Annotated in this window: 21 protein-coding genes; 19 read left to right on the top strand and 2 right to left on the bottom strand. The window is 61.4% G+C overall.

Annotation, left to right across the window (positions count from 1 at the left end; translation table 11 throughout):
- The first annotated feature begins 121 nt into the window (after positions 1-121).
- From ASB65_RS14695 to ASB65_RS14725, 7 genes are all read left to right on the top strand, one after another.
- On the top strand, positions 122-1,183 hold the full coding sequence (locus ASB65_RS14695) for a LacI family DNA-binding transcriptional regulator (RefSeq protein ID WP_060724415.1): 1,062 nt from the start codon (positions 122-124) through the stop codon (positions 1,181-1,183).
- Positions 1,180-2,202, top strand: a complete 1,023-nt coding sequence (locus ASB65_RS14700) for an ABC transporter substrate-binding protein (protein WP_060724416.1) — start codon at positions 1,180-1,182, stop codon at positions 2,200-2,202. Before ASB65_RS14695 ends, ASB65_RS14700 begins: the two co-directional genes overlap by 4 nt.
- A gap of 166 nt (positions 2,203-2,368) precedes the next feature.
- The gene (locus ASB65_RS14705) at positions 2,369-3,196 is read left to right on the top strand and encodes an ABC transporter permease (RefSeq protein WP_060724417.1); all 828 of its coding nucleotides are present in this window, start codon (positions 2,369-2,371) and stop codon (positions 3,194-3,196) included.
- Positions 3,193-3,972: an ABC transporter permease gene (locus tag ASB65_RS14710; RefSeq protein ID WP_060724418.1), complete on the top strand. Its 780-nt coding sequence runs from the start codon at positions 3,193-3,195 to the stop codon at positions 3,970-3,972. Before ASB65_RS14705 ends, ASB65_RS14710 begins: the two co-directional genes overlap by 4 nt.
- A complete protein-coding gene (locus ASB65_RS14715; RefSeq protein ID WP_060724419.1) occupies positions 3,965-4,990 on the top strand; it encodes an ABC transporter ATP-binding protein in 1,026 nt (341 codons plus the stop codon). Before ASB65_RS14710 ends, ASB65_RS14715 begins: the two co-directional genes overlap by 8 nt.
- A gap of 2 nt (positions 4,991-4,992) precedes the next feature.
- Positions 4,993-5,913: a nucleoside hydrolase gene (locus ASB65_RS14720; protein WP_060724420.1), complete on the top strand. Its 921-nt coding sequence runs from the start codon at positions 4,993-4,995 to the stop codon at positions 5,911-5,913.
- Positions 5,910-7,703, top strand: coding sequence for an adenine deaminase (locus ASB65_RS14725; protein WP_060724421.1), 1,794 nt, complete (start codon positions 5,910-5,912; stop codon positions 7,701-7,703). The genes ASB65_RS14720 and ASB65_RS14725 overlap by 4 nt, the downstream gene beginning before the upstream one ends.
- 27 nt (positions 7,704-7,730) lie before the next feature.
- On the opposite strand, the gene ASB65_RS14730 is transcribed toward ASB65_RS14725, so the two are convergent.
- Positions 7,731-8,654 (bottom strand): LysR family transcriptional regulator, encoded by a 924-nt coding sequence (locus ASB65_RS14730; protein WP_060724422.1) that lies wholly within the window; start codon positions 8,652-8,654, stop codon positions 7,731-7,733.
- Positions 8,655-8,746: 92 nt separating this feature from the next.
- Between ASB65_RS14730 and ASB65_RS14735 the strand changes: the two genes are divergently transcribed.
- Entirely contained in the window at positions 8,747-9,994 is a 1,248-nt protein-coding gene (locus ASB65_RS14735) for an MFS transporter (RefSeq protein WP_060724423.1), read from the top strand.
- Between the two features lie 18 nt (positions 9,995-10,012).
- Here ASB65_RS14735 and ASB65_RS14740 read toward each other — a convergent pair whose 3' ends face one another.
- On the bottom strand, positions 10,013-11,185 hold the full coding sequence (locus ASB65_RS14740) for a M20 aminoacylase family protein (protein WP_060724443.1): 1,173 nt from the start codon (positions 11,183-11,185) through the stop codon (positions 10,013-10,015).
- Between the two features lie 210 nt (positions 11,186-11,395).
- Here ASB65_RS14740 and ASB65_RS14745 point away from each other — a divergent pair, with 210 nt between their 5' ends.
- From ASB65_RS14745 to ASB65_RS14795, 11 genes are all read left to right on the top strand, one after another.
- Positions 11,396-12,103 (top strand): phosphoribosyltransferase, encoded by a 708-nt coding sequence (locus tag ASB65_RS14745; RefSeq protein WP_060724424.1) that lies wholly within the window; start codon positions 11,396-11,398, stop codon positions 12,101-12,103.
- A 207-nt stretch (positions 12,104-12,310) separates the two neighbouring features.
- The gene (locus ASB65_RS14750) at positions 12,311-13,366 is read left to right on the top strand and encodes a dipeptidase (RefSeq protein ID WP_060724425.1); all 1,056 of its coding nucleotides are present in this window, start codon (positions 12,311-12,313) and stop codon (positions 13,364-13,366) included.
- Between the two features lie 50 nt (positions 13,367-13,416).
- Positions 13,417-15,057 (top strand): ABC transporter substrate-binding protein, encoded by a 1,641-nt coding sequence (locus ASB65_RS14755; protein WP_060724426.1) that lies wholly within the window; start codon positions 13,417-13,419, stop codon positions 15,055-15,057.
- An 18-nt stretch (positions 15,058-15,075) separates the two neighbouring features.
- The gene (locus ASB65_RS14760; RefSeq protein WP_060724427.1) at positions 15,076-16,143 is read left to right on the top strand and encodes an ABC transporter permease; all 1,068 of its coding nucleotides are present in this window, start codon (positions 15,076-15,078) and stop codon (positions 16,141-16,143) included.
- Complete coding sequence (locus ASB65_RS14765) at positions 16,140-17,072, top strand: ABC transporter permease (RefSeq protein ID WP_060724428.1); 933 nt, start codon at positions 16,140-16,142, stop codon at positions 17,070-17,072. Before ASB65_RS14760 ends, ASB65_RS14765 begins: the two co-directional genes overlap by 4 nt.
- The gene (locus tag ASB65_RS14770) at positions 17,069-17,905 is read left to right on the top strand and encodes an ABC transporter ATP-binding protein (RefSeq protein ID WP_060724429.1); all 837 of its coding nucleotides are present in this window, start codon (positions 17,069-17,071) and stop codon (positions 17,903-17,905) included. Before ASB65_RS14765 ends, ASB65_RS14770 begins: the two co-directional genes overlap by 4 nt.
- The gene (locus tag ASB65_RS14775) at positions 17,902-18,651 is read left to right on the top strand and encodes an ABC transporter ATP-binding protein (protein ID WP_060724444.1); all 750 of its coding nucleotides are present in this window, start codon (positions 17,902-17,904) and stop codon (positions 18,649-18,651) included. The genes ASB65_RS14770 and ASB65_RS14775 overlap by 4 nt, the downstream gene beginning before the upstream one ends.
- 162 nt (positions 18,652-18,813) lie before the next feature.
- Entirely contained in the window at positions 18,814-19,716 is a 903-nt protein-coding gene (locus tag ASB65_RS14780) for a LysR substrate-binding domain-containing protein (protein ID WP_060724445.1), read from the top strand.
- 183 nt (positions 19,717-19,899) lie between these two features.
- A complete protein-coding gene (locus tag ASB65_RS14785; protein WP_080868694.1) occupies positions 19,900-21,435 on the top strand; it encodes an ABC transporter substrate-binding protein in 1,536 nt (511 codons plus the stop codon).
- A 194-nt stretch (positions 21,436-21,629) separates the two neighbouring features.
- Positions 21,630-22,577, top strand: a complete 948-nt coding sequence (locus tag ASB65_RS14790; protein WP_060724431.1) for an ABC transporter permease — start codon at positions 21,630-21,632, stop codon at positions 22,575-22,577.
- On the top strand, positions 22,577-23,398 hold the full coding sequence (locus ASB65_RS14795) for an ABC transporter permease (protein WP_060724432.1): 822 nt from the start codon (positions 22,577-22,579) through the stop codon (positions 23,396-23,398). Before ASB65_RS14790 ends, ASB65_RS14795 begins: the two co-directional genes overlap by 1 nt.
- Positions 23,399-23,428 lie beyond the last annotated feature (30 nt).

Raw genomic sequence — 23,428 nt, forward strand, 5'->3', positions numbered from 1 at the left:
TTTTTCGGGCATTTAGACTTTATGCCCAGGTTTTCGCCGTGTTTTGCCGTCTTGCGGACTCGACAGGAGAGCTTAGCTGGATTATCGTGATTAAACGTTTAATCAGCCTCTTCGGACCATCATGGCGTCTTCACGGCCTGCCACCAATCTGAGCGCGATAGCAGCGGCACTCGGCGTGTCGGTGGCAACCGTGTCCAATGCGCTGTCCGGCAAGGGTCGTGTTTCGCCGGAGCTGGTGGAGCGCATCCGCAAGACCGCAAGCGAACTTGGTTATGTGCCGAGTTCGGCGGGCAGGGCGCTGCGCACCGGCAGATCAGGTGTTCTGGGGCTGGTTCTGCCCGATATCGCCAATCCGCTTTTCCCGCAGATCGCGCAGGCCATCGAAAAGGCGGCGGTCTCTGCCGGTTACGGTGTGCTGATTGCCGATGCGCGCGGCGAAATCGCCATGCAGACGGATGCCATCAACCGGCTGATCGAGCGCGGTGTGGATGGCATGGTGGTTGTCCCCCGCCGTGGCACGCGCATTGCCGATGTCGATTGTCCTGTTGCGGTTATCGACAGTCCCTCGACTCCCGGAAACACGGTTGCCGCCGACCACTGGGATGGCGGCCGGCAGGTTGGCGAATATCTGGCGGGGCTTGGCCATCGCAAGGTGGTGCTGGTGGGCAAAAACCGGGATTCCAATGTGCAGAACGACCGTCTTGGCGGTATTCGCGATGGTCTTGGCAAGGCATGCGTGACGCAGACGCTCTGGGTGGACGCCATTGAACAGGCGGACGGCGCGGGTTGCCGGCTTGGGCTTGCCGACAGGGGTTCCGAAGGGTTCACCGCCTTTGCTGCCGTATCCGATCTGCATGCGCTACGCGCGCTCACCGAATTGCAGCGTGAGGGCATCGAGGTGCCGGAAGAGGCGAGCGTCACCGGTTTCGACGATCTCATTTTTTCCGCGGTGGTCACCCCGCCCTTGACGACCATGCGCATGGATATGGGCCGCATAGCCGATTTGGCCGTCGGCGCGCTGTTGCGCGCAATCGACGGCGCGGGTGAAAACGGCGTCGCTGTCGATGTGACGGCGGACATCTCGAAAGTACCGATGGCGCTGATCATGCGCGGTTCCACCGGCAAGGCAAAGCATGACGCGATTGAAGCCAAAAAAACGACAGCAGGAGAACTCACACCATGAAAAAGATCATTCTTGCATCGGGCGCCACCCTGATGCTGACGATGGGCGGAGCGCAGGCGCAGGACAAGACGCTGACGATCTCTGTCTACGCCTTCGCGCAGGACGAATTCAAGGAACTGGTCTATACGCCGTTCGAAAAGCAATGCGGCTGCAAGCTGGTCGTCGAGACCGGCAACAGCGTCGAGCGTCTGGCCAAGATGGAGGCCAACAAGGCCAATCCGGTGGTCGATCTCGCCATCGTTTCCATGGCGGATGCACTTTCCGCCACCCGCAAGGACCTGATCCAGAAGATCGACGCCGCCAAGGTTCCGAATATCGGAAAGCTCTATGACATCGCCAAGGATCCGAATGGCGACGGCATGAGCGTCGGCGTCAATTTCTACGCCACATCAATCGTCTACCGTACCGACAAGATGAAGATCGATAGCTGGGCCGATCTCCTGAAGGACGGTATCGTCGATCACGTCGCCTTCCCGAATGTCACCACCAATCAGGGCCCGCCGGCGCTTTATATGCTCGGCAAGGCCATCGGCAAGGACACGCCTGATCTTTCCGGCGCCATCGAGGCCGTGGGCGAAAAGAAGGACGATATCGTCACCTTCTACGTCAAGTCCTCGCAGCTGGTGCAGCTCATGCAGCAGGAAGAAATCTGGGCAGCGCCGATCGGCCGCTTCTCCTGGGCGCCATTCACCAAGCTTGACCTGCCGCTCGCCTGGGCGACACCCAAGGAAGGCCAGACCGGCGGCATGAACGTGCTCGTCGTGCCCAAGGGTACGAAGAACGAAGATCTCGCGCTGCAGTTCATGGATTTCTGGCTTTCGACCGATGTTCAGAAGGCGCTCGCCGAAAAGCTGGTGGACAGCCCGACCAACAGGGAGGTCAAGGTTTCCGACGAGGTGGCGAATAACATCACCTATGGCGACGAAACCGCAAAAAGCCTGCAGCTCATCCCCTCCGACGTGACGCTTGATAACCGCGACAAGTGGCTGTCGGAGTGGAATTCCAAGGTCGGCCAATAAGTCCTTTCACCGTTTGGAATGGGGCATCGAAACGTCCGTGAGGACGGCTCCATTCCGGGAAAAGCGGTTCGGTCGTCCCCTGACCGCTTTTCCACCCCGCAATCTCGCAGGCTGGCGCGTCTGGCCAAAAAACAACCGGCCCGCAGGCCGTTCAGGGAATAAACCCATGTTTCAGAACCGGGCCGAAGCGCTGGCGCTTGCCTTGCCCGCCGCAATTTTCGCGGCGGCGGTCTTTCTCGTGCCGGTCTTCATGCTTTTATCGGAGGGCTTCCGCACCGCCGACGGCTGGACGTTGTCGGCCTATGCCGATTTCTTCTCCGATCCGCTGAACCAGACCGTTTTCCTGCGCACACTGAAGCTTGGCGCACTTGTCACCGCCGTTTCGGCCGTGGTGGGTTATGCCGCGGCCTTCGCCATCGTCAACCTGTCGCCGGGATCGAAGGGACACGTCGTTAATCTCGTCGTGCTGCCGCTGATGATCTCGCCCGTCGCCCGTACCTATGCCTGGATCGTCATTCTCGGCAGAACCGGCATTGTCAACCAGGCGCTGCAGGCGGTGGGGTTGAGCGACGCGCCGATCCGCATCCTGTTTTCCGAAACGGCCGTCTTCATCGGCCTTCTGCAATTGTTCCTGCCGTTGATGATCATCTCCCTCATCAGCGCGCTGGAGAATATGCCGAAGGATACGATCGCGGCTGCCCGCGTTCTCGGCGCAAACTGGTTGCAGGTGTTCTGGAAGGTCATCCTGCCGCTCACCAAGGAAGGGCTGGTCGTCGGCGGCACGCTGGTCTTCACCGGTTCGCTGACGGCCTATATCCCGCCCGCCATTCTTGGCGGCTCCAAGGTGCTGATGCTGGAAACCCTGCTTTACCAGCAGGTGACGGTCTCCAACAATTTCGTCGCCGCCAGCGTCATCGCCTTCATCCTGATCGTCATGAGCTTTGCCGCCAATATCCTGCTGAAGCGCATCGCCACCGCAAGGAGCAAGAAATGACCCGGCAGCTCTTCATTCCGCTCACGCTCCTTCTTGTCGTCGGTTTCCTGATCGGGCCGTTCCTCATCATCGTCGCGGCCTCGTTTTCGGCTGGCGATACGCTCGCCTTTCCGCCGCAGGGTTTTTCGCTGAAATGGATCGCCAAGGTCTTCACCGTGGAAAGCTTCCGCGAAAGCTTTGCGATGTCGATGTTCCTTGCCATCGGCGGCACCTTCACGGCGCTGATCCTCGGCATTCCCGCCGCCTACGCCATGTCGCGCTACAAGCTGCCGTTCAGCGAGACGGTGCGCACCATCGTCTCCGCGCCGATCATCGTGCCCGGCATCATCGTTGGTCTGGCGCTGTTACGTTATTTCGTCGTGCCCTTCGGCATCGGCATCACGCTTGCCCTGTTTCTCGCCCACACGGCGCTCATCCTGCCCTATGCGGTGCGGGTGGTTTCGGCCAGCCTCAATAATCTGCGTTCTGATATCGAGGAGGCGGCGGTGCTGCTCGGCTCGTCGCGGCTCGGCGCATTTTTTCGCGTGGTGCTGCCCAATATTCGCGGCGGTATTCTTTCCGCCTTCATTCTCGGTTTCGTGACGAGTTTCAACCAGGTACCGGTGTCGCTGTTCCTGTCCGGCCCCGGCGTGCGCACGCTGCCCATCGACATGCTGGGCTATATGGAAATCGTCTTCGATCCGTCCGTCGCCGCACTCTCCTCGCTGCTCGCCTTCCTTTCCATCGGCATTGTTTTCATGGCCGAACGTTTTCTGGGGTTCTCCCGTTATGTCTGACGCAAATTACCTTTCGCTCCAAAAAGTCTTGCTCGCCTATGGCGGCAATGTCGCCGTGAAGGATCTCGACCTTGATATCCGCAAGGGCGAGCTTCTGGCTTTGCTCGGGCCTTCCGGCTGCGGCAAGACCACCACGATGCGCGCCATTGCCGGACTGATGCCGGTGGCGGGCGGACGTATCGATCTCGATGGCGTCGATATCACCCGTGTGGCCGCCAACAAGCGCGCCGTCGGGCTGGTGTTCCAGTCCTACGCGCTCTTCCCGCATCTGACGGTCTATGAAAACGTCGCCTTCGGCCTGAAACTCAAGGGCATGAGCGGCAAGGCGCTGGACGACAAGGTCGCCTCCGGCCTGAAGTCTGTGGGCCTGTCCAACTTCGCCTCGCGCAAACCGGCGGAACTATCAGGCGGCCAGCAGCAGCGCGTGGCGTTGGCGCGCTCCATGGTCATGGAGCCGAAAGTGCTTTTGCTCGATGAGCCGCTCTCCAACCTCGATGCCCGCCTGCGCCTTGAAATGCGCACCGAATTGCAGCGCGTGCAGAAGGAAACCGGCGTGACGATGATCTTCGTCACCCATGACCAGATCGAGGCTTTGGCGCTGGCCGACCGCATTGTCGTCATGAAGGGCGGCAAGATTGAGCAGATCGGCACGCCGGAAGAGATTTATAACGCACCGGTTTCGTCCTTCGTGGCAGACTTCGTCGGCTTCGAAAACATCTTCGCGCTGGAAGGCGGCGCGCTGAAAACCGCAAACGGCACAACACCGCTTTCCGGACCAGTCCCTTCAGCATCTGGACTGGCCTGGCGGCCGCGCATGGTAACCCTCGGTTCAGGTCCTTTCCAGGGAACCGTGCGCGGCACATCCTTTGCCGGAAATACTCGCGAATATCTGCTCGATACGCCGCTTGGCGCCATCAAGGCGGAAACCGACGCTGCGCTGACCGCCCATACGATCGGTGATACGCTCGCCTTTGACCTGCCAGTCGAAAAAGCGGCAAGCCTCAAGGTGTTTGGCTGATCATGGGTGTGTGGATCGATACCGATATGGGCTTTGACGATATCGCCGCCATCATGGTGGTGCAATCGGCAGGCCTTGCCATTGACGGCATTTCGCTGGTCTTCGGCAACTCGACGCTTCAGGCGGTCTGCCTCAATGCCGCCGGGGCCGTCGCTGCCTTTGGCTGGTCTATGCCGATCCATCAGGGTCGTGAGATGCCGGTGCTCGGTGCGCTCGAAACTGCCCAGTCTATCCTCGGCGATAGCGGCATTCCGACTGTCGGTCAAAGCCTGCCGGATGCGCCAGCATTGCCGAAGAGCGATGCTTTCGCCGCCCTGTGCGGCTGGCTGGAGGGGGCAGGCGAGAAGCGCATTCTCGCACTCGGTCCGCTCACCAATATTGCCGCACTTTGCCTCGCCCGGCCCGATCTTGCCGCCAGAATTTCCGACCTCACCTGGATGGGGGGCGGCGTGACGAGCGGCAACCACACGGCCTCGGCCGAATTCAATGCCTTCGCCGATCCGGAAGCGCTAGCCATCGTGCTTTCCCACGGCCTGCCGCTACGCATGGTCGATCTGGACGCCTGCCGCAAAGTCACCGCTTCGCCGGCCGATGTACTGCCGATCCGCAATGCCGGCGGTAAAAACGCCGGCCTGATTGCCGATCTGCTGGAAGGTTTCATCGGCATCGCCACGAGACGCGGCAGACCGGCCATGGCGCTTTACGATCCCGTCGCCGCTGTCGGCTTCACCTCCGAGTTTCTTGGCTGGCGGCAGGCAAGGATCGATGTCGAACTTTACGCCTCGCTGACGCGCGGACGAACCGTGGTCGAGACACGGGCCGAGAAGGCGAAGGGATTCAACGCGCATTTCGCCGAGACGGTGAATGCCGAAGCGGCAAAGGCTGCGGTTCTTGGGGCGCTGCGCCGGGAGGCCGCCCGATGAGTGCGCAATTCCCGACACGCGAGCCTGGCGATCTCAACGACAATGCGCTGCGCACCCGCGCGGTTGCCGCCGCGCGCGGCGATGCGCCTTTTGATGTCCTCATCCTTGGCGGAACGCTGGTGGACGTGGTTACGGGAGAGCTTCGCGCCGCCGATATCGGCATCGTCGGTCCGCTGATCGGCAGTGTTCACGAACCGGCAAGCCGCAGCGACGCTGCGCAAATCATCGATGCGGCCGGCGCCTATGTCTCGCCGGGTCTGATCGACACGCATATGCATATCGAAAGCTCGATGGTTACACCGGCCGCCTATGCGGCGGCGGTCGTCGCACGCGGCGTCACCACCATCGTCTGGGACCCGCATGAATTCGGCAATGTGCATGGTGTCGATGGCGTTCGATGGGCGGCGAAGTCTATCGAAAACCTGCCGCTCCGCGCCATTCTGCTCGCACCGTCCTCAGTGCCGTCAGCACCGGGGCTGGAATGCAGCGGCGCGGATTTCGATGCCGCCGTTCTCGCCGATATCCTGTCATGGCCGCAGGTTGGCGGTGTTGCGGAAATCATGAATATGCGCGGCGTCATCGAGCGTGATCCGCGCATGAGCGGCATCGTGCAGGCCGGGCTTGTCTCGGAAAAGCTGGTCTGCGGCCATGCACGCGGCCTGAAGGGCGTCGATCTCAATGCCTTCATGGCGGCGGGCGTCTCTTCCGATCACGAGCTGGTCTCGGGTGAAGACCTGATGGCGAAGCTGCGGGCCGGGATGACCATCGAGCTGCGCGGCTCCCACGATCATCTGCTGCCGGAATTCGTCGAGGCGCTGAATACGCTCGGCCATCTGCCGCAGACGGTGACGCTGTGCACCGACGATGTCTTCCCCGATGACCTGTTGCAGGGCGGCGGGCTCGATGATGTGGTGCGCCGCCTTGTCCGTTATGGCCTGAAGCCGGAATGGGCGCTGCGCGCCGCAACGCTCAATGCCGCCCAAAGGCTCGGCCGTTCCGATCTCGGCCTTATCGCCGCCGGCCGTCGCGCCGATATCGTCGTCTTCGAGGATCTGAGCGGCTTTGCCGCCCGCCACGTCCTGGCCGAGGGCAGGGCGGTTGCGGAAGGCGGGCATATGCTCATCGAGGTTCCCGCCTGTGATGCGACGGCGCTTGAAGGTTCGATGAAGCTGCCGCTGCGCGCAGTCAATGATTTTCGGGTTGCTTCCGAAGGTGTAAAGGTGCGTCTCGCCACCATCGACCGCCCGCGCTTCACGCAATGGGGCGAAGCGGAAGCCGATGTGAAGGACGGTTTCATCGTTCCGCCCGAAGGCGCAACGATGATTTCCGTTACCCACCGTCACGGCAAGGCCGAGCCTGTCACGAAGACCGGCTTCCTCACCGGCTGGGGAAACTGGGACGGCGCTTTCGCCACCACCGTCTCGCATGACAGCCACAACCTCACCGTCTTCGGCGGCAATGCCGAGGACATGGCGCTCGCCGCCAATGCGGTGATAACGGCAGGCGGCGGCATGGCTGTCGCCTCCAAGGGCAAGGTCACCGCACGTCTCCCGCTGCCGCTTTCCGGCCTCGTTTCCGATGCGCCGCTTGAAGACGTGGCAAAGGCTTTCGCGGAATTACGCGCCGCCGTCGGCAGGGTGGTGGAATGGCAACCGCCCTATCTCGTCTTCAAGGCCTGCTTCGGCGCCACGCTCGCCTGCAATATCGGCCCGCACCAGACGGATATGGGTATTGCCGATGTGCTTACGGGCAAGGTGATGGAAAGCCCGGTGATTGCCGTTCTCGAATAGCGGCGGTTCGCATCTGCGCGCTGCGATTTATTCCACCTTGGGCCCGTCAGGCGTCTGTGTTTCACGCGCGGCAATGCGCGCTGCCATCACGAAATTCTTCACCACGGGCGATGTCGTTCCGCGCCGATAGGCGAGCGATATTGAAAGCTGTGGCGGCGGGCCGCTGGAGGGCAGCAGGACGATGTTGTGCATTTTGACCTGCGCGACGGATTCCGGAACGAGGGAAACCCCGAGTTCGGCCGCGACCAGCGACAATATCGAGACGATTTGTGGTGCAGCCGGCCCGAGACGCGGCGTGAATCCAGCCTCCTCGCAGGCTTTTATCGATGCATCGTGAAGGCTGGTACCGATGCTGCGTGGCGTCAGAATGAAAGGGTCTTCGCGCAGTTCTATCAGGTCTATGGCGGTTCCGCGCCGCGCGAGTGGATGGGATGCCGGCAGGGCGACCAGAAGCGGTTCGTCAGTGAGCACTTCCTCGAGCAACGTATCAGGGTCGGATTGTGAGGGGCGCAGCAGCGCCACGTCCAGCCGATCTTCAAGCAGGGCCGGTGTCAGCGCGAGAGCAGCTGCCTCCATCACCTGAAGTTCCACGTCAGGGTATTTGCGTCTGTAAGTGCGGATGCAGGCCGGAACCAGAGGGTTGAGCGCCGCCGTGCCGGTAACGCCTATTCTCAGGATACCGGTTTCACCGGCCGCCGCCCTGCGTGCAAGCCGGATACCTTCGCTCACCTGATGCGGAATATGGGTCACCGCGATGCGAAACGCATGACCCGCAGGCGTCAGTTCCGCGCCATGCGCGAGACGCCGGAATAGCCGCACGCCGATTTCCTGTTCCAGAATCTTTATCTGCTGGCTGAGCGGCGGCTGCGCGATTCCCAGATGTTCTGCTGCCCGCGTAAAGCTGCCTTCATGGGCGATGGCCAGAAAATAGCGGATGTGCCTGAGTTCCATGATATTAGATCCAGATATGGCATGAACGCGTTCCATATATTAGAATGAAAGACAGAGCTGCGCTATAGCTGGGAGCGAAAAGGACAAACCCGATGCGCCAGCTCAAAAAACAGGATTTCACCCCGCCGATCGTCATGACGGAGGAGCCGCCGGATGTGCTCTGGATCCGGCAGGGAAGCCGCCAGTTTCGCCGGGCGAGTTGGGCGCTCTTTCTGGCCGGCTTTGCCAGCTTTTCGCTGATTTATTGCGTGCAGCCGCTGCTGCCGGAATTTCCGGCGGAATTCGGCATCAACCCCGCAACCGCATCGCTCGCTTTGTCGCTGACGACGGGAACGCTGGCATTCGCCATTCTTCTCAGCGGTGCTTTTGCCCAGCTCTTCACCCGCCGAAATCTGATGTTCGTTTCGATGATGCTGGCCGCCATCGCCAATATCATTGCAGCAAGCACGGAAGGTTGGGCATGGCTGCTTGCCGCCCGCGCGCTGGAAGGCTTCGTGCTCGGCGGCGTTCCCGCCGTCGCCATGGCTTATCTTGCCGAGGAGATCGAACCTTCCAGTCTCGGCAAGGCGATGGGGCTTTATGTCGGCGGCACGGCGTTCGGCTCCATGGCGGGACGTGTCGGCATGGGGCTGGTGTCCGCCTATACCTCATGGCAGGTGGCGATGTATGCGCTGGGGGCGGTCTGCATCCTCGCGGCCATCGGCTTCCTGCTGCTTCTTCCGCCCTCGCGGAATTTCCGGCCGCAGCATATGCCGCTGAAAAATCATCTGAGAATATGGGCGCAACATCTTGGAAATCCTGAACTTCGGCGGTTCTATTTCCTCGGCGCGATGCTGACGAGCGTGTTCACCACCGTTTTCAACTATTGCGCCTTTCGCCTCGTCGCGCCGCCTTACGAATTGGGCCGCACCGCCGTTAGCATGATCTTCCTGACCTTTGCCCTGGGTATCGTGGCTTCCTCCTATGGCGGTGCTCTGGTCGACCGGTTCAGCCGGCGGATCATGCTGGTGGTTGCCTTTTCCACCATCCTTGCCGGTATCCTGCTGACCTTCGCCTCAAGCATCATCCTCATCGTGGCGGGGATTGCGGCGATAACCGTCGGATTTTTCATTGGGCATTCGGCTGCCAGCAGTGGTGTGGGCGCCAATGCGGGAAGCGCCAAAAGCCATGCTTCCGCGCTTTATCTGCTGTTTTATTATTGCGGCGCGAGCATCACCGGCTGGATCGGCGGCTGGTTCTGGATCCATGCCGGCTGGCCCGGCATCATGGCCATCACCGCCGGCTGCGCGCTTGCCGGAATTTTAGCCAGCCTTGCCAGTCCGGGCGCGCGGCGCGCCTGAGCGGCCATCGCCGAGGTTTCACTCCGCCGCCAGTTCCTGCTCCACCAGCGTCGCCCAGAAAGCGACGCCCGGCACGATGGCCGCATCGTTGAAGTCGTAGGAGGTGTTGTGGTGCAGCGCCCCGTCCACCGCCGGACCATTGCCGAGCCAGACGTAGCAGCCGGGAGCTTCGCCCGCGAAGAAGGCGAAATCGTCGCCGGCGGTCGAGGGCGGGAAGGCGGTGCGGGCCTTATTGCCGAAGACGGTTTTGGCGGCGCGCAGCGCCCGTTTTGTCGCATCCGCCTCGTTGATGACTGGCGGAATGCGGCGGATGAATTCGTAATGCGCCTCTATGCCGAACATCGCCGCCGTGCCCTTTGCCAGCCTGTCGATTTCCGCTTCCAGCTGGTCGCGCACCTCGGGCGCATAGGCGCGCGCCGTGCCGCCGATTTCGACGAGATCGGGAATGACGTTGAGCGCCTTCGGGTCACCCGCCTGCACCGAACAGGCGCTGACCACGGCGGGCTGCAGCGGATCGACCACGCGGCCGACGATGGTTTGCAGCGAGGCGAGGAAGGTGCCCGCCGCCGTTACCGGGTCGCGGCCGAGATGCGGCTTGGCGCCATGGGTGCCGATACCCTTGAAGGTGACGCGCCAGCTGTCTGAAGAGGCCAGCTGTGGGCCTTCCACCACGGCCATCTCGTCGAGCCCAAGCCCCGGCATATTGTGCAGGCCATAGACCGCATCGCAGGGGAACAGCGTGAAAAGCCCGTCCTCCACCATTTTCTTCGCGCCGCCACGGCCTTCTTCGGCCGGCTGGAAGATGAAATGCACGGTGCCGGAGAAGTCGCGGGTCTTTGCGAGGTAACGCGCGGCGCCAAGCAGCATGGCGGTATGGCCGTCATGTCCGCAGGCATGCATCTTGCCGGGAAATTTCGATTTATAGGGCCGGTCGGGCGCCTCAGGCATGGCAAGCGCATCCATATCGGCGCGCAGGCCAATGCTGCGGGTGCCATTACCCACCTGCAGCGTGCCGACCACACCGGTGCCGCCAAGACCGCGATGTACCTTCAGCCCGGCGCGCTCGAGAAGATCGGCGACGATGGCGCTGGTTCTCTCCTCTTCGAAACCCAGTTCCGGATGCGCGTGCAGATCATGACGAAGCTCCGTCAGGAATGGCAGATCCTCGCCGATGCGATCCAGCAGTCTCATGGGAAGCTTGTCCTTGAATATGGGAAAAACCCGCGTCATAGGTGGGTTTGTCCGAATGCCTGTTGCTTTGTTTCCGTTCTAGCGGAAAAAGCCAATGAAATGAACCCGCCGCATATTCGCGGTTGTTGAAATGCCTGATGCGCCGAACGGGATCGGCGCGGCCGAAAACCGCGTCCGCCTTGCGCGATCCCGATCCTGAAAGGAAAACCGATGCCGCCATCCGCATCGCCCGCCGCCCATTCTCCCGCCGCGCCGCATGAGTTCTGGCAGGATATTCTTCCGCCGGCCACCTTCGGTACGGCGGGTCCGCATTCCAGCTTTTTTCCGGCGGAACTGGATGATGGAAGGCAGATCTGCCTGCCCGTCCGGCCGCTTGCGGATGGGGAGCACGCGCTGGCATCGCTCATCGTCAATCAGGCGTCGTTCGCGGTGCTGGAGGCGCTGGCCGCCGATCTCGCCGCCAAGCTCGCGACCTTCAATGCGGATGTCGTTATCGGCCTGCCGACGCTGGGCTTGACGCTCGCCGCCGCCGTTGCTCGGCATCTCGGCCATTCCCGTTACGTGCCGCTCGGCACCTCGCGCAAATTCTGGTATCTGGAGGAACTGTCGGTGCCGATGTCCTCCATCACCACCCGGCAGGAAAAACGGCTCTATATCGATCCCCGCATGCTGCCGCTCATCGAGAACAGGCGGGTGGCGCTGGTGGGTGATGTGATCTCCAGCGGCAGCTCCATCGTATCAGGTCTTGCGCTTCCCGCCGCGTCCGGCATCCGGCCCGCCGTTATCGGTGCGGCCATGCTGCAATCGGATCGCTGGCGGGAAAAAATCGCCGCTTTCGGGCCGGAATGGCCGGAGCGGGTGAGGGGCGTTTTCGCCACGCCGCTGCTCACCAAAGCGGAAGACGGGTGGCGCGCCTGACGAAGCGCAAATTCCGGCAAAAGGCAAGTGGTGATAATTTCACCGCTGCCTAATTTGTGTCTTGCGAAGCTCGAAGAGATCGTCCTAAGATCGGCTCCGACAGACAATAGCGGTCGGCGAATAATGCGCCGGTTTGCTTTCGCGCGGTGTCATCCCGGCGTCTGCCCGCCCCTGTTTTGTTCTTTCCGATGACTGGAATTTCTTCCCATGCATGCAGTGTTCGACGGTCATAATGATGTGCTGCTTCGGTTGTGGCGCAACAGCAAGGCCGGTGCCGATCCGGTGGCCGAATTCAAGAATGGTACGCGCGAAGGCCATATCGATGGGCCCCGTGCAAGGGCAGGCGGTCTCGGCGGCGGCATCTGCGCCATTTATATCCCTTCCGGCGACCTCATTCTGCAGGAACCGGATGAAAGCGGCCATTACAACACGCCGCTCGCCGCTCCGCTGGAGCGCCTGCCTTCGCTGGATATCGCCATGGAGAAGGCGGCGATTGCGCTGAGGCTCGATCGCGCCGGCGCCTGGCGGCTGTGCCGCTCGACGGCCGATATTCGCAAGGCCTTTGCCGAGGATATTTTCGCTGCGGTGCTGCATATGGAAGGCTGTGAGGCGATCGGCGCCGATCTCGACGCGCTGGAGGTGTTTTACGCCGCCGGCCTGCGGTCGCTCGGCCCGGTCTGGAGCCGGCACAATATTTTCGGCCACGGCGTTCCTTTCTCTTACCCCATGTCGCCAGATACGGCGCCCGGCCTCACCGATGCCGGTTTTGCGCTGGTTAAGGAGTGCAACCGGCTCGGCATTCTCATCGATCTCGCGCATATCACCGAAAAGGGATTCTGGGATGTGGCCAAGACCACTAACCAGCCTTTGATCGCCAGCCATTCCAACGCGCATGCGCTCACCCCGGTTGCCCGCAATCTCACCGACAGGCAAATGGATGCCATCAAGGAGAGCGGCGGACTAGTCGGCCTCAACTATGCCGTGACCATGCTCAGGGCGGATGCGCGCGACATTGCTGACACGCCGCTTTCCGACATGGTGCGCCACATCGACTACATGGTGGAGCGCATGGGCATCGATTGCGTGGCGCTGGGATCGGATTTCGACGGCGCGACGATACCCGTCGGCGTTGCTGATGCGAGCGGCAATCACAATCTGGTTGCGGCGCTGAAATCGGCGGGCTACGGTGATGGAGAACTTGCTAAAATATGCCGGGAAAACTGGCTGCGCGTCTTATCCAAGGCCTGGCATGAGGCCGCCTGAGAACACATAAAAGCGAACGAAATCAATCTTATAACAAAAGGGGAGATCCTATGATCAAATCGCTCAACAAATCCATGCGTATTCTCAGCACCAGTGCTGCCCTGTCGCTGATGATGCTGTCTGCGCCGCACGCTTTTGCCGCCACGCCGGCCGATACGCTGGTGGAAGGTTTCGCCATCGACGACATCATCACGCTCGATCCGGGCGAGGCATTCGAGCTGTCCGCCGCTGAAGTCACCGGCAACACCTACAGCAAGCTGGTTTCCATCGATCTCAACGACACGTCCAAGGTTATCGGCGATCTCGCCGAGAGCTGGACGACCTCCGAGGATGGCCTGACCTATACGTTCAAGCTGAAATCCGGCCTGAAATTCGCCTCCGGCAATCCGGTCACCGCTGACGACGTTGCCTTCTCCTTCGAACGCGCCGTCAAGCTCGACAAGTCGCCCGCATTCCTGCTGACGCAGTTCGGCCTCAAGGGCGACAATGTCACTGAAAAGGCGAAGGCTGCGGATGCAAACACCTTCGTTCTGACGGTCGACAAGCCCTACGCGCCGAGCTTCGTGCTGAACGTGCTGACCGCAACCGTTGCGTCGGTGGTCGACAAGAAGCTCATCACCGAAAAGGCGAAGTCGGTCACGCCGAGCGCCGATTACAAATACGACACCGATTTCGGCAACGAGTTCCTGAAGACGGGTTATGCCGGTTCCGGCCCCTACAAAATCCTCGGCTGGAAGGCCAATGAGGCGGTCATTCTGGAGGCCAACCCGAATTATTACGGCGAGAAGCCGAAGTTGAAGCGCGTTGTCTATCGTCACATGAAGGAAAGCTCCGGCCAGCGCCTGGCGCTTGAAAACGGCGATATCGACGTTGCCCGCAACCTTGAGCCAGGCGACATGGAGGCCGTTTCCAAGAAGGAAGGCCTTGCCGTCACCTCTGCGCCAAAGGGCACCGTCTATTACTTCAGCCTCAACCAGAAGAACGAGAACCTGAAGAAGCCCGAGGTCATCGAGGCGTTCAAATATCTCGTCGATTATGACGCGATCGGTGAGACGATCATCAAGGGCATCGGCGAAGTCCATCAGACCTTCCTGCCGAAGGGCCAGCTGGGTGCGCTCAACGAGAACCCCTACAAGCTCGACGTCGCCAAGGCGAAGGAACTTCTGGCCAAGGCCGGCCTGAAGGACGGCTTTACCGTGTCCATGGATGTGCGCAACACGCAGCCGGTGACCGGCATTGCCGAAAGCGTACAGCAGACGCTGGCGCAGGCTGGCATCAAGCTGGAAATCATTCCGGGCGACGGCAAGCAGACGCTGACCAAGTACCGCGCCCGCACCCATGATATCTACATCGGCCAATGGGGTTCGGACTATTTCGATCCGAACTCGAATGCCGAAACCTTCACCATCAACTACGACAATTCCGATGAGGGCAAGAACAAGACACTCGCCTGGCGCAATGCCTGGGATGTTCCTGATCTGACCAAGGAAACCCAGTCGGCTCTGCTGGAGAAGGACAGCGCCAAGCGCGCCGCCATCTATGAAAACCTGCAGAAGGAAGTTCTGGCGAAGGGTCCCTTCGTCATCATCTTCCAGCAGACGGAAGTGGCCGGTTATTCCGCCAAGCTAAAGGGCCTGAAGCTCGGGCCGAGCTTCGACACCAACTACGTCTATACGATCTCCAAGGAATGATCCGGAAGGATCGGTCTCTTGAGCATCGTTGAAACGAACAGCCGGGCGAGGCAGGGCAAACGCCGTGCCAACGCCCGTGTGAAGGCCGTTCTCGGCTTCGCCGTCACCGTCATCACCACCTTTCTGGGGCTGATGGCGGTCACATTTTTCATTGGCCGTGTGGTGCCGATCGATCCCGCATTGGCGATCGTCGGCGACCGCGCGCCTGCCCATGTGGTTGAGCGCGTGCGTGAGCAGCTGGGCCTCAACCTGCCGCTCTGGCAGCAGTTCTTTCTTTATCTGAAGCAGGCGCTTTCGGGCGATTTCGGCATCTCCGTCCTCACCACCAATCCGGTGATGGAGGATATCAAGCGGGTTTTCCCGGCAACCATAGAGCTTGCGACGATCGGCACCATCATCGGCGCCGTCTTCGGCATACCGCTCGGCGTGCTTGCCGCCGTCAAGCGCGGCAGCTTTGCCGACCAGGTGGTGCGCGTCATCGGCCTGATCGGCTATTCCGTGCCGATCTTCTGGCTCGGCCTTCTGGCGCTGCTGGTGTTTTACGCCCGGCTGCAATGGGTCGCCTATCCCGGCCGCATGGACATCGTCTATGAATTCACCTTCACGCCGGTCTCGGGCTTTTTCCTGATCGACGCGATCTGGCAGCGGCAATGGGACGTGTTGTGGGACCTGTTCCGCCACATCATCCTGCCCGCCTCTCTGCTCGGTTATTTTTCGCTGGCCTATATCAGCCGCATGACGCGTTCCTTCATGCTGAACGAGCTCGCCCAGGAATATATCGTTGCGGCGCGCGCCAAGGGGCTTTCGGAAACCCGCATCATCTGGTTCCACGCGCTGCGCAACGCCGCCGTGCCGCTGGTAACGGTGATTGCGCTGTCCTATGCCGGTCTGCTCGAAGGTTCGGTGCTGACCGAAACCATCTTCGCCTGGCCGGGGCTTGGCCTCTACATCACCAATTCCCTGCAGAATGCGGATATGAATGCCGTTCTTGGCGGCACGATCGTGATCGGCGCCATCTTCGTCGGCATCAATCTCTTTTCCGATCTGCTTTACCGGACGCTCGACCCAAGGACGCGCAGCCGATGACGATTTCGACCGATACACTGAAACCTTACAGCCGCGAATGGCTGCTCTCCGACCGGCCGGCTTCGCGCAGGCAGGCGCGTCTTGGCCGGGCCTATGTCATCTGGCGGCGCTTTTCGGAAAACCGGCTGGCGCTGCTCGGTCTCGGCATCATTGTTGCGCTACTGTTCGTTGCGCTGTTTGCCAATGTGCTGGCGCCGCATAATCCGGTGCAGGGCGATCTGCGTAATGCCCGGCTTCTGCCGCCCGGTACTGCCGGTTACCTGCTCGGCACCGACGATCAGGGGCGTGATATTCTCTCGCGTCTCATTCATGGCTCGCGGCTGACCCTCTTTGTCGTGCTGCTGGTGGCCATCATCGCGGCCCCCATCGGGCTCATCGTCGGTACCGTCTCGGGTTATGCCGGCGGCTGGGGGGATGCGGTTCTGATGCGCATCACCGATATCTTCCTCGCCTTTCCAAAGCTGGTTCTGGCGCTGGCGCTGGTCGCCGCACTTGGGCCGGGCATCGAAAACGCCGTGCTCGCCATCGCGGTGACCTCTTGGCCGCCCTATGCGCGTATCGCGCGCGCTGAAACCATGACCTTCCGCAATTCCGATTTCATCGCGGCGGTGAAGCTCATGGGCGCGTCGCCCTTCCGCATCGTCCTGAAACACGTCATGCCGCTTTGCATGTCGTCGCTCATCGTGCGCGTCACGCTGGATATGGCGGGCATCATCCTCCCCCCCGCCGGTCTCGGCTTCCTAGGCCTCGGCGCACAGCCGCCGCTGCCGGAATGGGGCGCGATGATCGCTTCCGGGCGTCGTTTCATTCTCGACCAATGGTGGGTCGCGGCCATGCCCGGCGTGGCGATCCTCATCGTCAGCCTCGGGTTTAACCTGCTGGGCGACGGGTTGCGCGATGCGCTTGATCCCAAGGAGGCGGGCCAATGAGTGCGCCGCTTCTGACCGTTCAGAATCTCCGCGTTTCCTTCCCCACCCGCACCGGGCTGGTGGAAGCCGTGCGCGGCGTGTCCTTCACGCTCGGGCGTGAGCGTCTCGGCATTGTCGGCGAATCCGGCTCCGGCAAGTCCCAGACCGGCCGCGCCATCATGGGGCTGACGCCGAAAAGTGCGCGCATCGAGGCCGATGCCCTGCGTTTCGGCGATATCGACCTGCTCAAGGCGTCCGCAAAGGAGCGGCGGATCATGCGCGGCAAGCGCATGGCCATGATCCTGCAGGACCCGAAATATTCGCTGAACCCGGTCATGACCATCGGCCGCCAGATCATGGAAACCTTGCGCACCCATGAAAAGATCGGCGGCAGCGAGGCGCGCCAACGCACGCTTGCGATGCTCGAAGCGGTGCAGATCCGCGATCCCGAGCGCGTCTTCGATCTTTACCCGCACGAGGTCTCCGGCGGCATGGGCCAGCGCGTTATGATTGCCATGATGCTGGTCTGTGGCCCGGAACTGTTGATCGCCGACGAACCCACCTCGGCGCTCGACGTCACGGTTCAGCTGGAAGTGCTCGACATTCTCGACAAGCTGGTGCGCGACCGCGGCATGGGGCTGATCTTCGTCAGTCATGATCTGAGGCTCGTCTCCTCCTTCTGTGACCGCGTTCTCGTCATGTATGCGGGCAAGGTGGTGGAAGAGCTTTTTTCCGCCAATCTGAAGGAAGCGAAACACCCCTATACGCAGGGGCTTTTGAACTGCCTGCCGGAAATTGGCGGCCACCGGCATCCGCTGCCGGTTCTGGAACGCAAGCCGGAGTGGCGCGCATGAACACAGCTCTTTCTATCAGAGACATGGTGGTCGATTTCGACGGTTACATCGCGCTCGACAGCGTCAGCATCGATGTGGCCGAGGGTGAATCCTTCGGCATCGTCGGCGAGTCCGGTTCCGGCAAGTCGACCCTGCTGCGCGCCATTGCCGGCCTCAACCATTTCGACGAAGGTTCGTTGATGGTGGCGGGGCGCTCCTATTCCAGCAAGCACCGCGACAAGAGCTTCTACAGCGACGTGCAGATGGTGTTTCAGGACCCTTATGGCTCCCTTCACCCGCGCCAGACGGTGGATGCGCTGCTGCTTGAACCGCTGGTCATCCACGGTCTCGACAATCGCGAGCAGCGTATTGCCCGCGCGCTGGATGAAGTCGGCCTCGGTTCAGGCTTCCGTTTCCGCTATTCGCACCAGCTTTCCGGCGGCCAGCGGCAGCGCATTGCCATTGCCCGTGCGCTGATCGTCGAGCCTAAAATCCTGCTGCTGGATGAGCCGACTTCGGCGCTCGATGCCTCCATTCAGGCGGAAATCCTCAACCTTCTGGAACAGGCCCGCAAGGATCGTAACCTTACCTTCGTCATGGTCAGCCACGATCTCGGCGTCATCAGCCATATGTGTGATCGCCTGGCGGTGATGAAGAGCGGCAAGGTGGTGGAAATGCTGGAGGCGGAAGCGCTGGAAAGCCGGGAATTCAGCGCGGATTATACCCGCCAGCTGTTGGTGGCGAGCGAGGGTTTCAAGCGCGTTTGATTGGCGAGACGGTGCGGCCTGTTTCTTCTCCCCGCCTGGGAGAAGAAACAGGCGGCGCGCGTTCGTTCCACAGGTGATCTTCCCGGGCGAAGTATTCTCTCATCGCGCTGCGATGATATGGTGAACCGCCACACCGGCATTTCCGCAACAGGTACCCACCCCATGCAATTGCGCGCCTTGATGTATTTCGACGAACTCGTCCGCACCAATTCCATGCGCGCTGCGGCGGAGAACCTGAATGTTGCGCCGACGGCGGTGAGCCGGCAGATTGAAAACCTCGAATATTATTTCGGTTCGCCGCTGGTGGAGCGCTCCAGCCGGGGCGTGAAGTTGACGGCAGCGGGTGAGCTGCTCGCCGCCCGCGCCGGCAAGACGTTGCGCGAACTCGACCATGTGCACCAGCTGATAGACGATCTCAAAGGTCTGCAGCGTGGCCGGGTCACTGTCTATGCCAATGGCGCCACGGTGGCGAACCTTCTGGCGCCGGTGCTGGCGCAGTTCAGCCTGAAATATCCAAAACTGCGTTTCGAGGTGCATATTACCAGCGCCCGGCAGGCGATGGAGGCGCTGGGTGCGGCGGAAGCGGACCTTGTCGTCAGCCTGTTTGCGCCAAAACTATCAGGCGTCAAGGTGCGTTCGCGCACCCGCATCAGTTATGATGTCATCTTCCCCACTGGCCACGCGCTCGCCGCCCAGCCGGAAGTCTCGCTGAAGGAACTGGCGGGCCTGCCGCTTGCGCTGCCGGACAAGAGTTTTGCTGCGCGTCAGGCATTCGATACGCTGTTTGCCGATGCGGGCATCGAACTTGACCCTGTCTTCATCACCAGCTCGCTGGAAATGCTGAAGGAACTGGTGCTGGGCCACGTCGCCGCCACGCTGTTGCCGGCGCTTTCGGTGGCGCGTGAAATCCGCAGTGGCCAGATGGTCGCCGTTCCGCTCTCCGGCAAGAAGGGCATCCACACCCAGATCGATCTCTGTGTTGCTCCCGACCGGCAATTGTCCTTCGCCGCCTCCAAGCTTGCCGATTTCATCGAGCGCTTCATGCGCGAGGCGACGGCGGGATAAGCGAGACGGTTTGGCCTTTCCGCCCGGGAGGTTGATTTCCATCCGCATTTCCGTGTAGCCATTTCAGCTACACGGAGCACACAAAAATCGAGATTGTGTGTGCGCCTGCAACATGACACTCTTTTTGCAACGGGTGGTCTTTGGAAGGGCAAAAATGCCCCGGCCGCCAGACAGGGGACAATGATGCCACGCATTTATCTTTCGCAGGCGGCAACGCTTTCGCGCCGCGCCGCGCTGAGCCTCGCACTGGGCACGGCGCTTTGGCTGCCGCTTTCGATAACGGCGGCGGATGCCGCGCCGAAAACCGCGCTGACGCTTGGCATGGCCGTCGAGCCCGCCGGGCTCGATCCGACCATTGCCGCCCCCGTCGCCATCGGCCAGGTCACCTGGCAGAATATCTTCGAAGGTCTGGTGACGATCGACCGCGAAGGCAAGGTTAGGCCGCAGCTTGCCGAAAGCTGGGAAATTTCCCCTGATGGCAAGACCTATACATTCAAGCTGCGCAAGGGCGTCACCTTCCATGACGGCGAGGCCTTCGATTCCTCCGTTGCGAAATTTTCGCTGGATCGGGCGCGCGGCGAAAGCTCGGTCAATCCGCAGAAGCGCTTCTTCGCGGCCATCGACAGTATCGAGACCCCGGATGCCGCAACGCTGGTGCTGAAGCTGAAGCAGCCAGCCGGCAGCCTTCTCTACTGGCTCGGCTGGCCGGCATCCGTGATGGTGGCGCCGAAAAGTGCTGACAATAACCGCACCACGCCCGTCGGCACAGGCCCGTTCAAATTCGTGAACTGGGCCAAGGGCGACAAGGTCGAGTTGCAGAAGAACGATGCCTATTGGGACAAGGCCGTGGCGGTGAAGCTCGACAAGGCGACCTTCCGTTTCGTCTCCGATCCGCAGGCGCAGGCCGCGGCGCTGAAGTCAGGCGATATCGATGCTTTCCCGGAATTCGGCGCGCCGGAGCTGATGACCTCCTTTGATGGCGATAAGCGCCTTGGCACCTTCGTCGGCAATACCGAGCTCAAGGTCGTGGCCGGCATGAACAATGCCCGCAAGCCCTTTGATGACAAGCGCGTGCGTCAGGCGCTGATGATGGCGGTGGATCGCGGCACGGTCATCGAAGGCGCGTGGTCCGGTTTCGGCACGGCCATTGGCAGCCATTACACCCCGAATGACCGCGGTTACATCGATACGACAGGAGTGCACTCCTACGATGTCGACAAGGCGAGGGCGCTGCTTGCCGAAGCGGGTTACCCTGACGGGTTCAGCTTCACCATCAAGGCGCCGCAGATGGCCTATGCCCAGCGCACTTCGCAAATTCTGCAGGCGATGTTTGCCGAAATCGGCGTGACGATGACCATCGAGACGACCGAATTTCCGGCCAAATGGGTGGCGGATGTCTTGAAGGGCGCGGATTACGACATGACCATCGTTGCCCATGCGGAGCCGATGGATATCGATATCTATGCGCGCGATCCCTATTATTTCAATTACAGGAACCCGGCCTTCAACGAGGTCGTCGGCAACGTTGAAAAGACGGCGGATGCGGCCCAGCAGGAAGCGCTTTACGGTGACGCCCAGAAAATCCTCGCGGAAGATGTGCCGGCACTTTACCTTTTCGTCATGCCGAAGCTCGGCGTGTGGGACAAGAAGGTGAAGGGGCTCTGGGAAAACGAACCCATTCCCTCGAATGTGCTGACGGATGTGCATTGGGAAGAGTGACTTTTGTCGATACCGGTTTCTTCCGTCATGCCGGACTTGATCCGGCATCCAGCCAGCCCAAGTCCTTGGGCTGAAAGGGCTCTCTCCGCCGCGCAGACGCGCGCCGGCTGGATTCCGGCTCGGGGCCGGAATGACGAGAGAGAGGTGACTGGACGCTCGACCGCAGGTGAAAGCATACAAGGAGAAGATGCCAGATGTTAGCCGTCCTCATCCGGCGTCTCGTCAGCCTCGTCATCACGCTGTTTGCCGTTTCCCTCATCATCTATGTCGTCATGGGCCTGCTGCCGGGCGATCCGGCGGCGATCATGCTTGGCACGTCCGCCAGTCCGGATACGCTCGCTGCACTGCAGAAGCAGATGGGTCTCGATCAGCCGCTGCCACTGCGTTATCTCCACTGGCTCGCCGGCGTGTTTCAGGGCGATCTCGGGCAATCCTATACCTATGGCGTGCCGGTGGTGGGGCTGATCCTCGAGCGGCTGGCCGTCACCCTGCCGCTTGCGCTGCTGGCAGTCTGCCTGTCTGTCGCCATCGCCATTCCACTCGGCGTGGCGGCGGCGCGGAACCGTAACGGGGCGCTGGATTTTGCCGCCGGGCTGTTTTCCCATGTGGGCATTGCCGTGCCCGGTTTCTGGGTCGGGCTGCTGCTCATCATCGTTTTTTCCACCACGCTCGGCTGGATGCCATCAGGCGGTTTTCCCGGCTGGACACCGAGTTTTTCAGCGGGTCTTATGGCGCTCATCCTTCCGGCGGTCGCGCTGGCGCTGTCGCAGGCCGGCGTTCTCACCCGCGTCTGCCGCTCCGCCGTGCTTGAGGTGATGAACGAGGATTTCGTGCGCACCGCCCGCGCCAAGGGTTTAAGCGAGCGGGTGGCGCTGTGGCGGCATGCGGTGCCGAACGCGATGATCCCTGTTGTCACCATGATCGGCCTGCAATTCACCTTCCTTATCGCCGGGGCGGTGCTTGTCGAGAATGTCTTCAATCTTCCGGGCCTCGGGCGGCTTGCCTATCAGGCGCTGACCCAGCGCGATATCGTCGTCATGCAATCCGTCGTGCTGTTCTTTTCGGCGCTCGTGATCATCATGAATTTCGTGGTCGATATCGCCTATCTCCTCATCGACCCCAGACTGCGGGCAGGTGCGTGATGATGCGATTGATCCGCCGCCGCCCTGCCTTTGCCGTCGGCATTGCCGTTACGATCTTTCTGGTCGCAGTCGCCCTGTTGTCGCTGGTCTGGACACCGGTGTCCCCCACAAAGATGCAGATCGTCGAGAAGCTGAAATCGCCATTCGTCTATGGCGGCCTCGGTACGGATCATTTCGGCCGCGACGTGTTGTCGATGCTGATGGCGGGTGCGTGGAACTCGCTGTCCACCTCCATTGCTGCCGTCGCCATCGGCGCATCTATCGGCACGGCCATCGGCGTTGCGGTTGCGGCGCTGCGCGGTTTCACCGAAACCGTGGTCATGCGCGTCTGCGATATCATCTTTGCGGTGCCGCCGATCCTGTCGGCCATGATGCTCGGCGCTTTCATCGGCACGGGGCGCTTTACCGCCATCATCGCCATCGCCACCTTCATGGTGCCTGTCTTCGCCCGGCTGACGCTGGGGGCGGCGCTGCAGATATGGTCGCGGGAATATGTCACCGCCGCTACCAGCATCGGCCAGAACCGCGCCCGGATCACGCTTTTCCATATCGTGCCGAATATTTCCAACCAGATCATCGTGCAGGTGACGATCCAGCTCGGTCTTGCGATATTGACGGAAGCAGGACTTTCCTTCCTCGGTCTCGGCATGCCGCCGCCCGCCGCCACCTGGGGGCGAATGCTCGCGGACGCCCAGACCTATCTGGGCACAGCGCCCTGGCTCGCCATCATGCCCGGCCTTGCGATTGCGCTTGCCGTCTTCGGCCTCAATCTTCTCGGCGATGGCCTGCGCGATCTGCTGGACCCGCGCGATACAAGCTGACCGCTCTGGAAAGCTGTTGCCCATATTTCC

This window comes from Agrobacterium tumefaciens str. B6 (genome assembly GCF_001541315.1).
Classification (GTDB): domain Bacteria; phylum Pseudomonadota; class Alphaproteobacteria; order Rhizobiales; family Rhizobiaceae; genus Agrobacterium; species Agrobacterium radiobacter.

Excerpts from the sequence above, each read along its gene's own strand:
- ASB65_RS14695 (WP_060724415.1), top strand. The coding sequence starts at position 122 with ATGGCGTCTTCACGGCCTGCCACCAATCTGAGCGCGATAGCAGCGGCA.
- ASB65_RS14720 (WP_060724420.1), top strand. The coding sequence starts at position 4,993 with ATGGGTGTGTGGATCGATACCGATATGGGCTTTGACGATATCGCCGCC.
- ASB65_RS14735 (WP_060724423.1), top strand. The coding sequence starts at position 8,747 with ATGCGCCAGCTCAAAAAACAGGATTTCACCCCGCCGATCGTCATGACG.
- ASB65_RS14710 (WP_060724418.1), top strand. The coding sequence starts at position 3,193 with ATGACCCGGCAGCTCTTCATTCCGCTCACGCTCCTTCTTGTCGTCGGT.
- ASB65_RS14785 (WP_080868694.1), top strand. The coding sequence starts at position 19,900 with ATGCCACGCATTTATCTTTCGCAGGCGGCAACGCTTTCGCGCCGCGCC.
- ASB65_RS14700 (WP_060724416.1), top strand. The coding sequence starts at position 1,180 with ATGAAAAAGATCATTCTTGCATCGGGCGCCACCCTGATGCTGACGATG.
- ASB65_RS14765 (WP_060724428.1), top strand. The coding sequence starts at position 16,140 with ATGACGATTTCGACCGATACACTGAAACCTTACAGCCGCGAATGGCTG.
- ASB65_RS14780 (WP_060724445.1), top strand. The coding sequence starts at position 18,814 with ATGCAATTGCGCGCCTTGATGTATTTCGACGAACTCGTCCGCACCAAT.
- ASB65_RS14705 (WP_060724417.1), top strand. The coding sequence starts at position 2,369 with ATGTTTCAGAACCGGGCCGAAGCGCTGGCGCTTGCCTTGCCCGCCGCA.
- ASB65_RS14755 (WP_060724426.1), top strand. The coding sequence starts at position 13,417 with ATGATCAAATCGCTCAACAAATCCATGCGTATTCTCAGCACCAGTGCT.
- ASB65_RS14745 (WP_060724424.1), top strand. The coding sequence starts at position 11,396 with ATGCCGCCATCCGCATCGCCCGCCGCCCATTCTCCCGCCGCGCCGCAT.
- ASB65_RS14775 (WP_060724444.1), top strand. The coding sequence starts at position 17,902 with ATGAACACAGCTCTTTCTATCAGAGACATGGTGGTCGATTTCGACGGT.
- ASB65_RS14725 (WP_060724421.1), top strand. The coding sequence starts at position 5,910 with ATGAGTGCGCAATTCCCGACACGCGAGCCTGGCGATCTCAACGACAAT.
- ASB65_RS14795 (WP_060724432.1), top strand. The coding sequence starts at position 22,577 with ATGATGCGATTGATCCGCCGCCGCCCTGCCTTTGCCGTCGGCATTGCC.
- ASB65_RS14750 (WP_060724425.1), top strand. The coding sequence starts at position 12,311 with ATGCATGCAGTGTTCGACGGTCATAATGATGTGCTGCTTCGGTTGTGG.
- ASB65_RS14790 (WP_060724431.1), top strand. The coding sequence starts at position 21,630 with ATGTTAGCCGTCCTCATCCGGCGTCTCGTCAGCCTCGTCATCACGCTG.
- ASB65_RS14715 (WP_060724419.1), top strand. The coding sequence starts at position 3,965 with ATGTCTGACGCAAATTACCTTTCGCTCCAAAAAGTCTTGCTCGCCTAT.
- ASB65_RS14740 (WP_060724443.1), bottom strand. The coding sequence starts at position 11,185 with ATGAGACTGCTGGATCGCATCGGCGAGGATCTGCCATTCCTGACGGAG.
- ASB65_RS14730 (WP_060724422.1), bottom strand. The coding sequence starts at position 8,654 with ATGGAACTCAGGCACATCCGCTATTTTCTGGCCATCGCCCATGAAGGC.
- ASB65_RS14770 (WP_060724429.1), top strand. The coding sequence starts at position 17,069 with ATGAGTGCGCCGCTTCTGACCGTTCAGAATCTCCGCGTTTCCTTCCCC.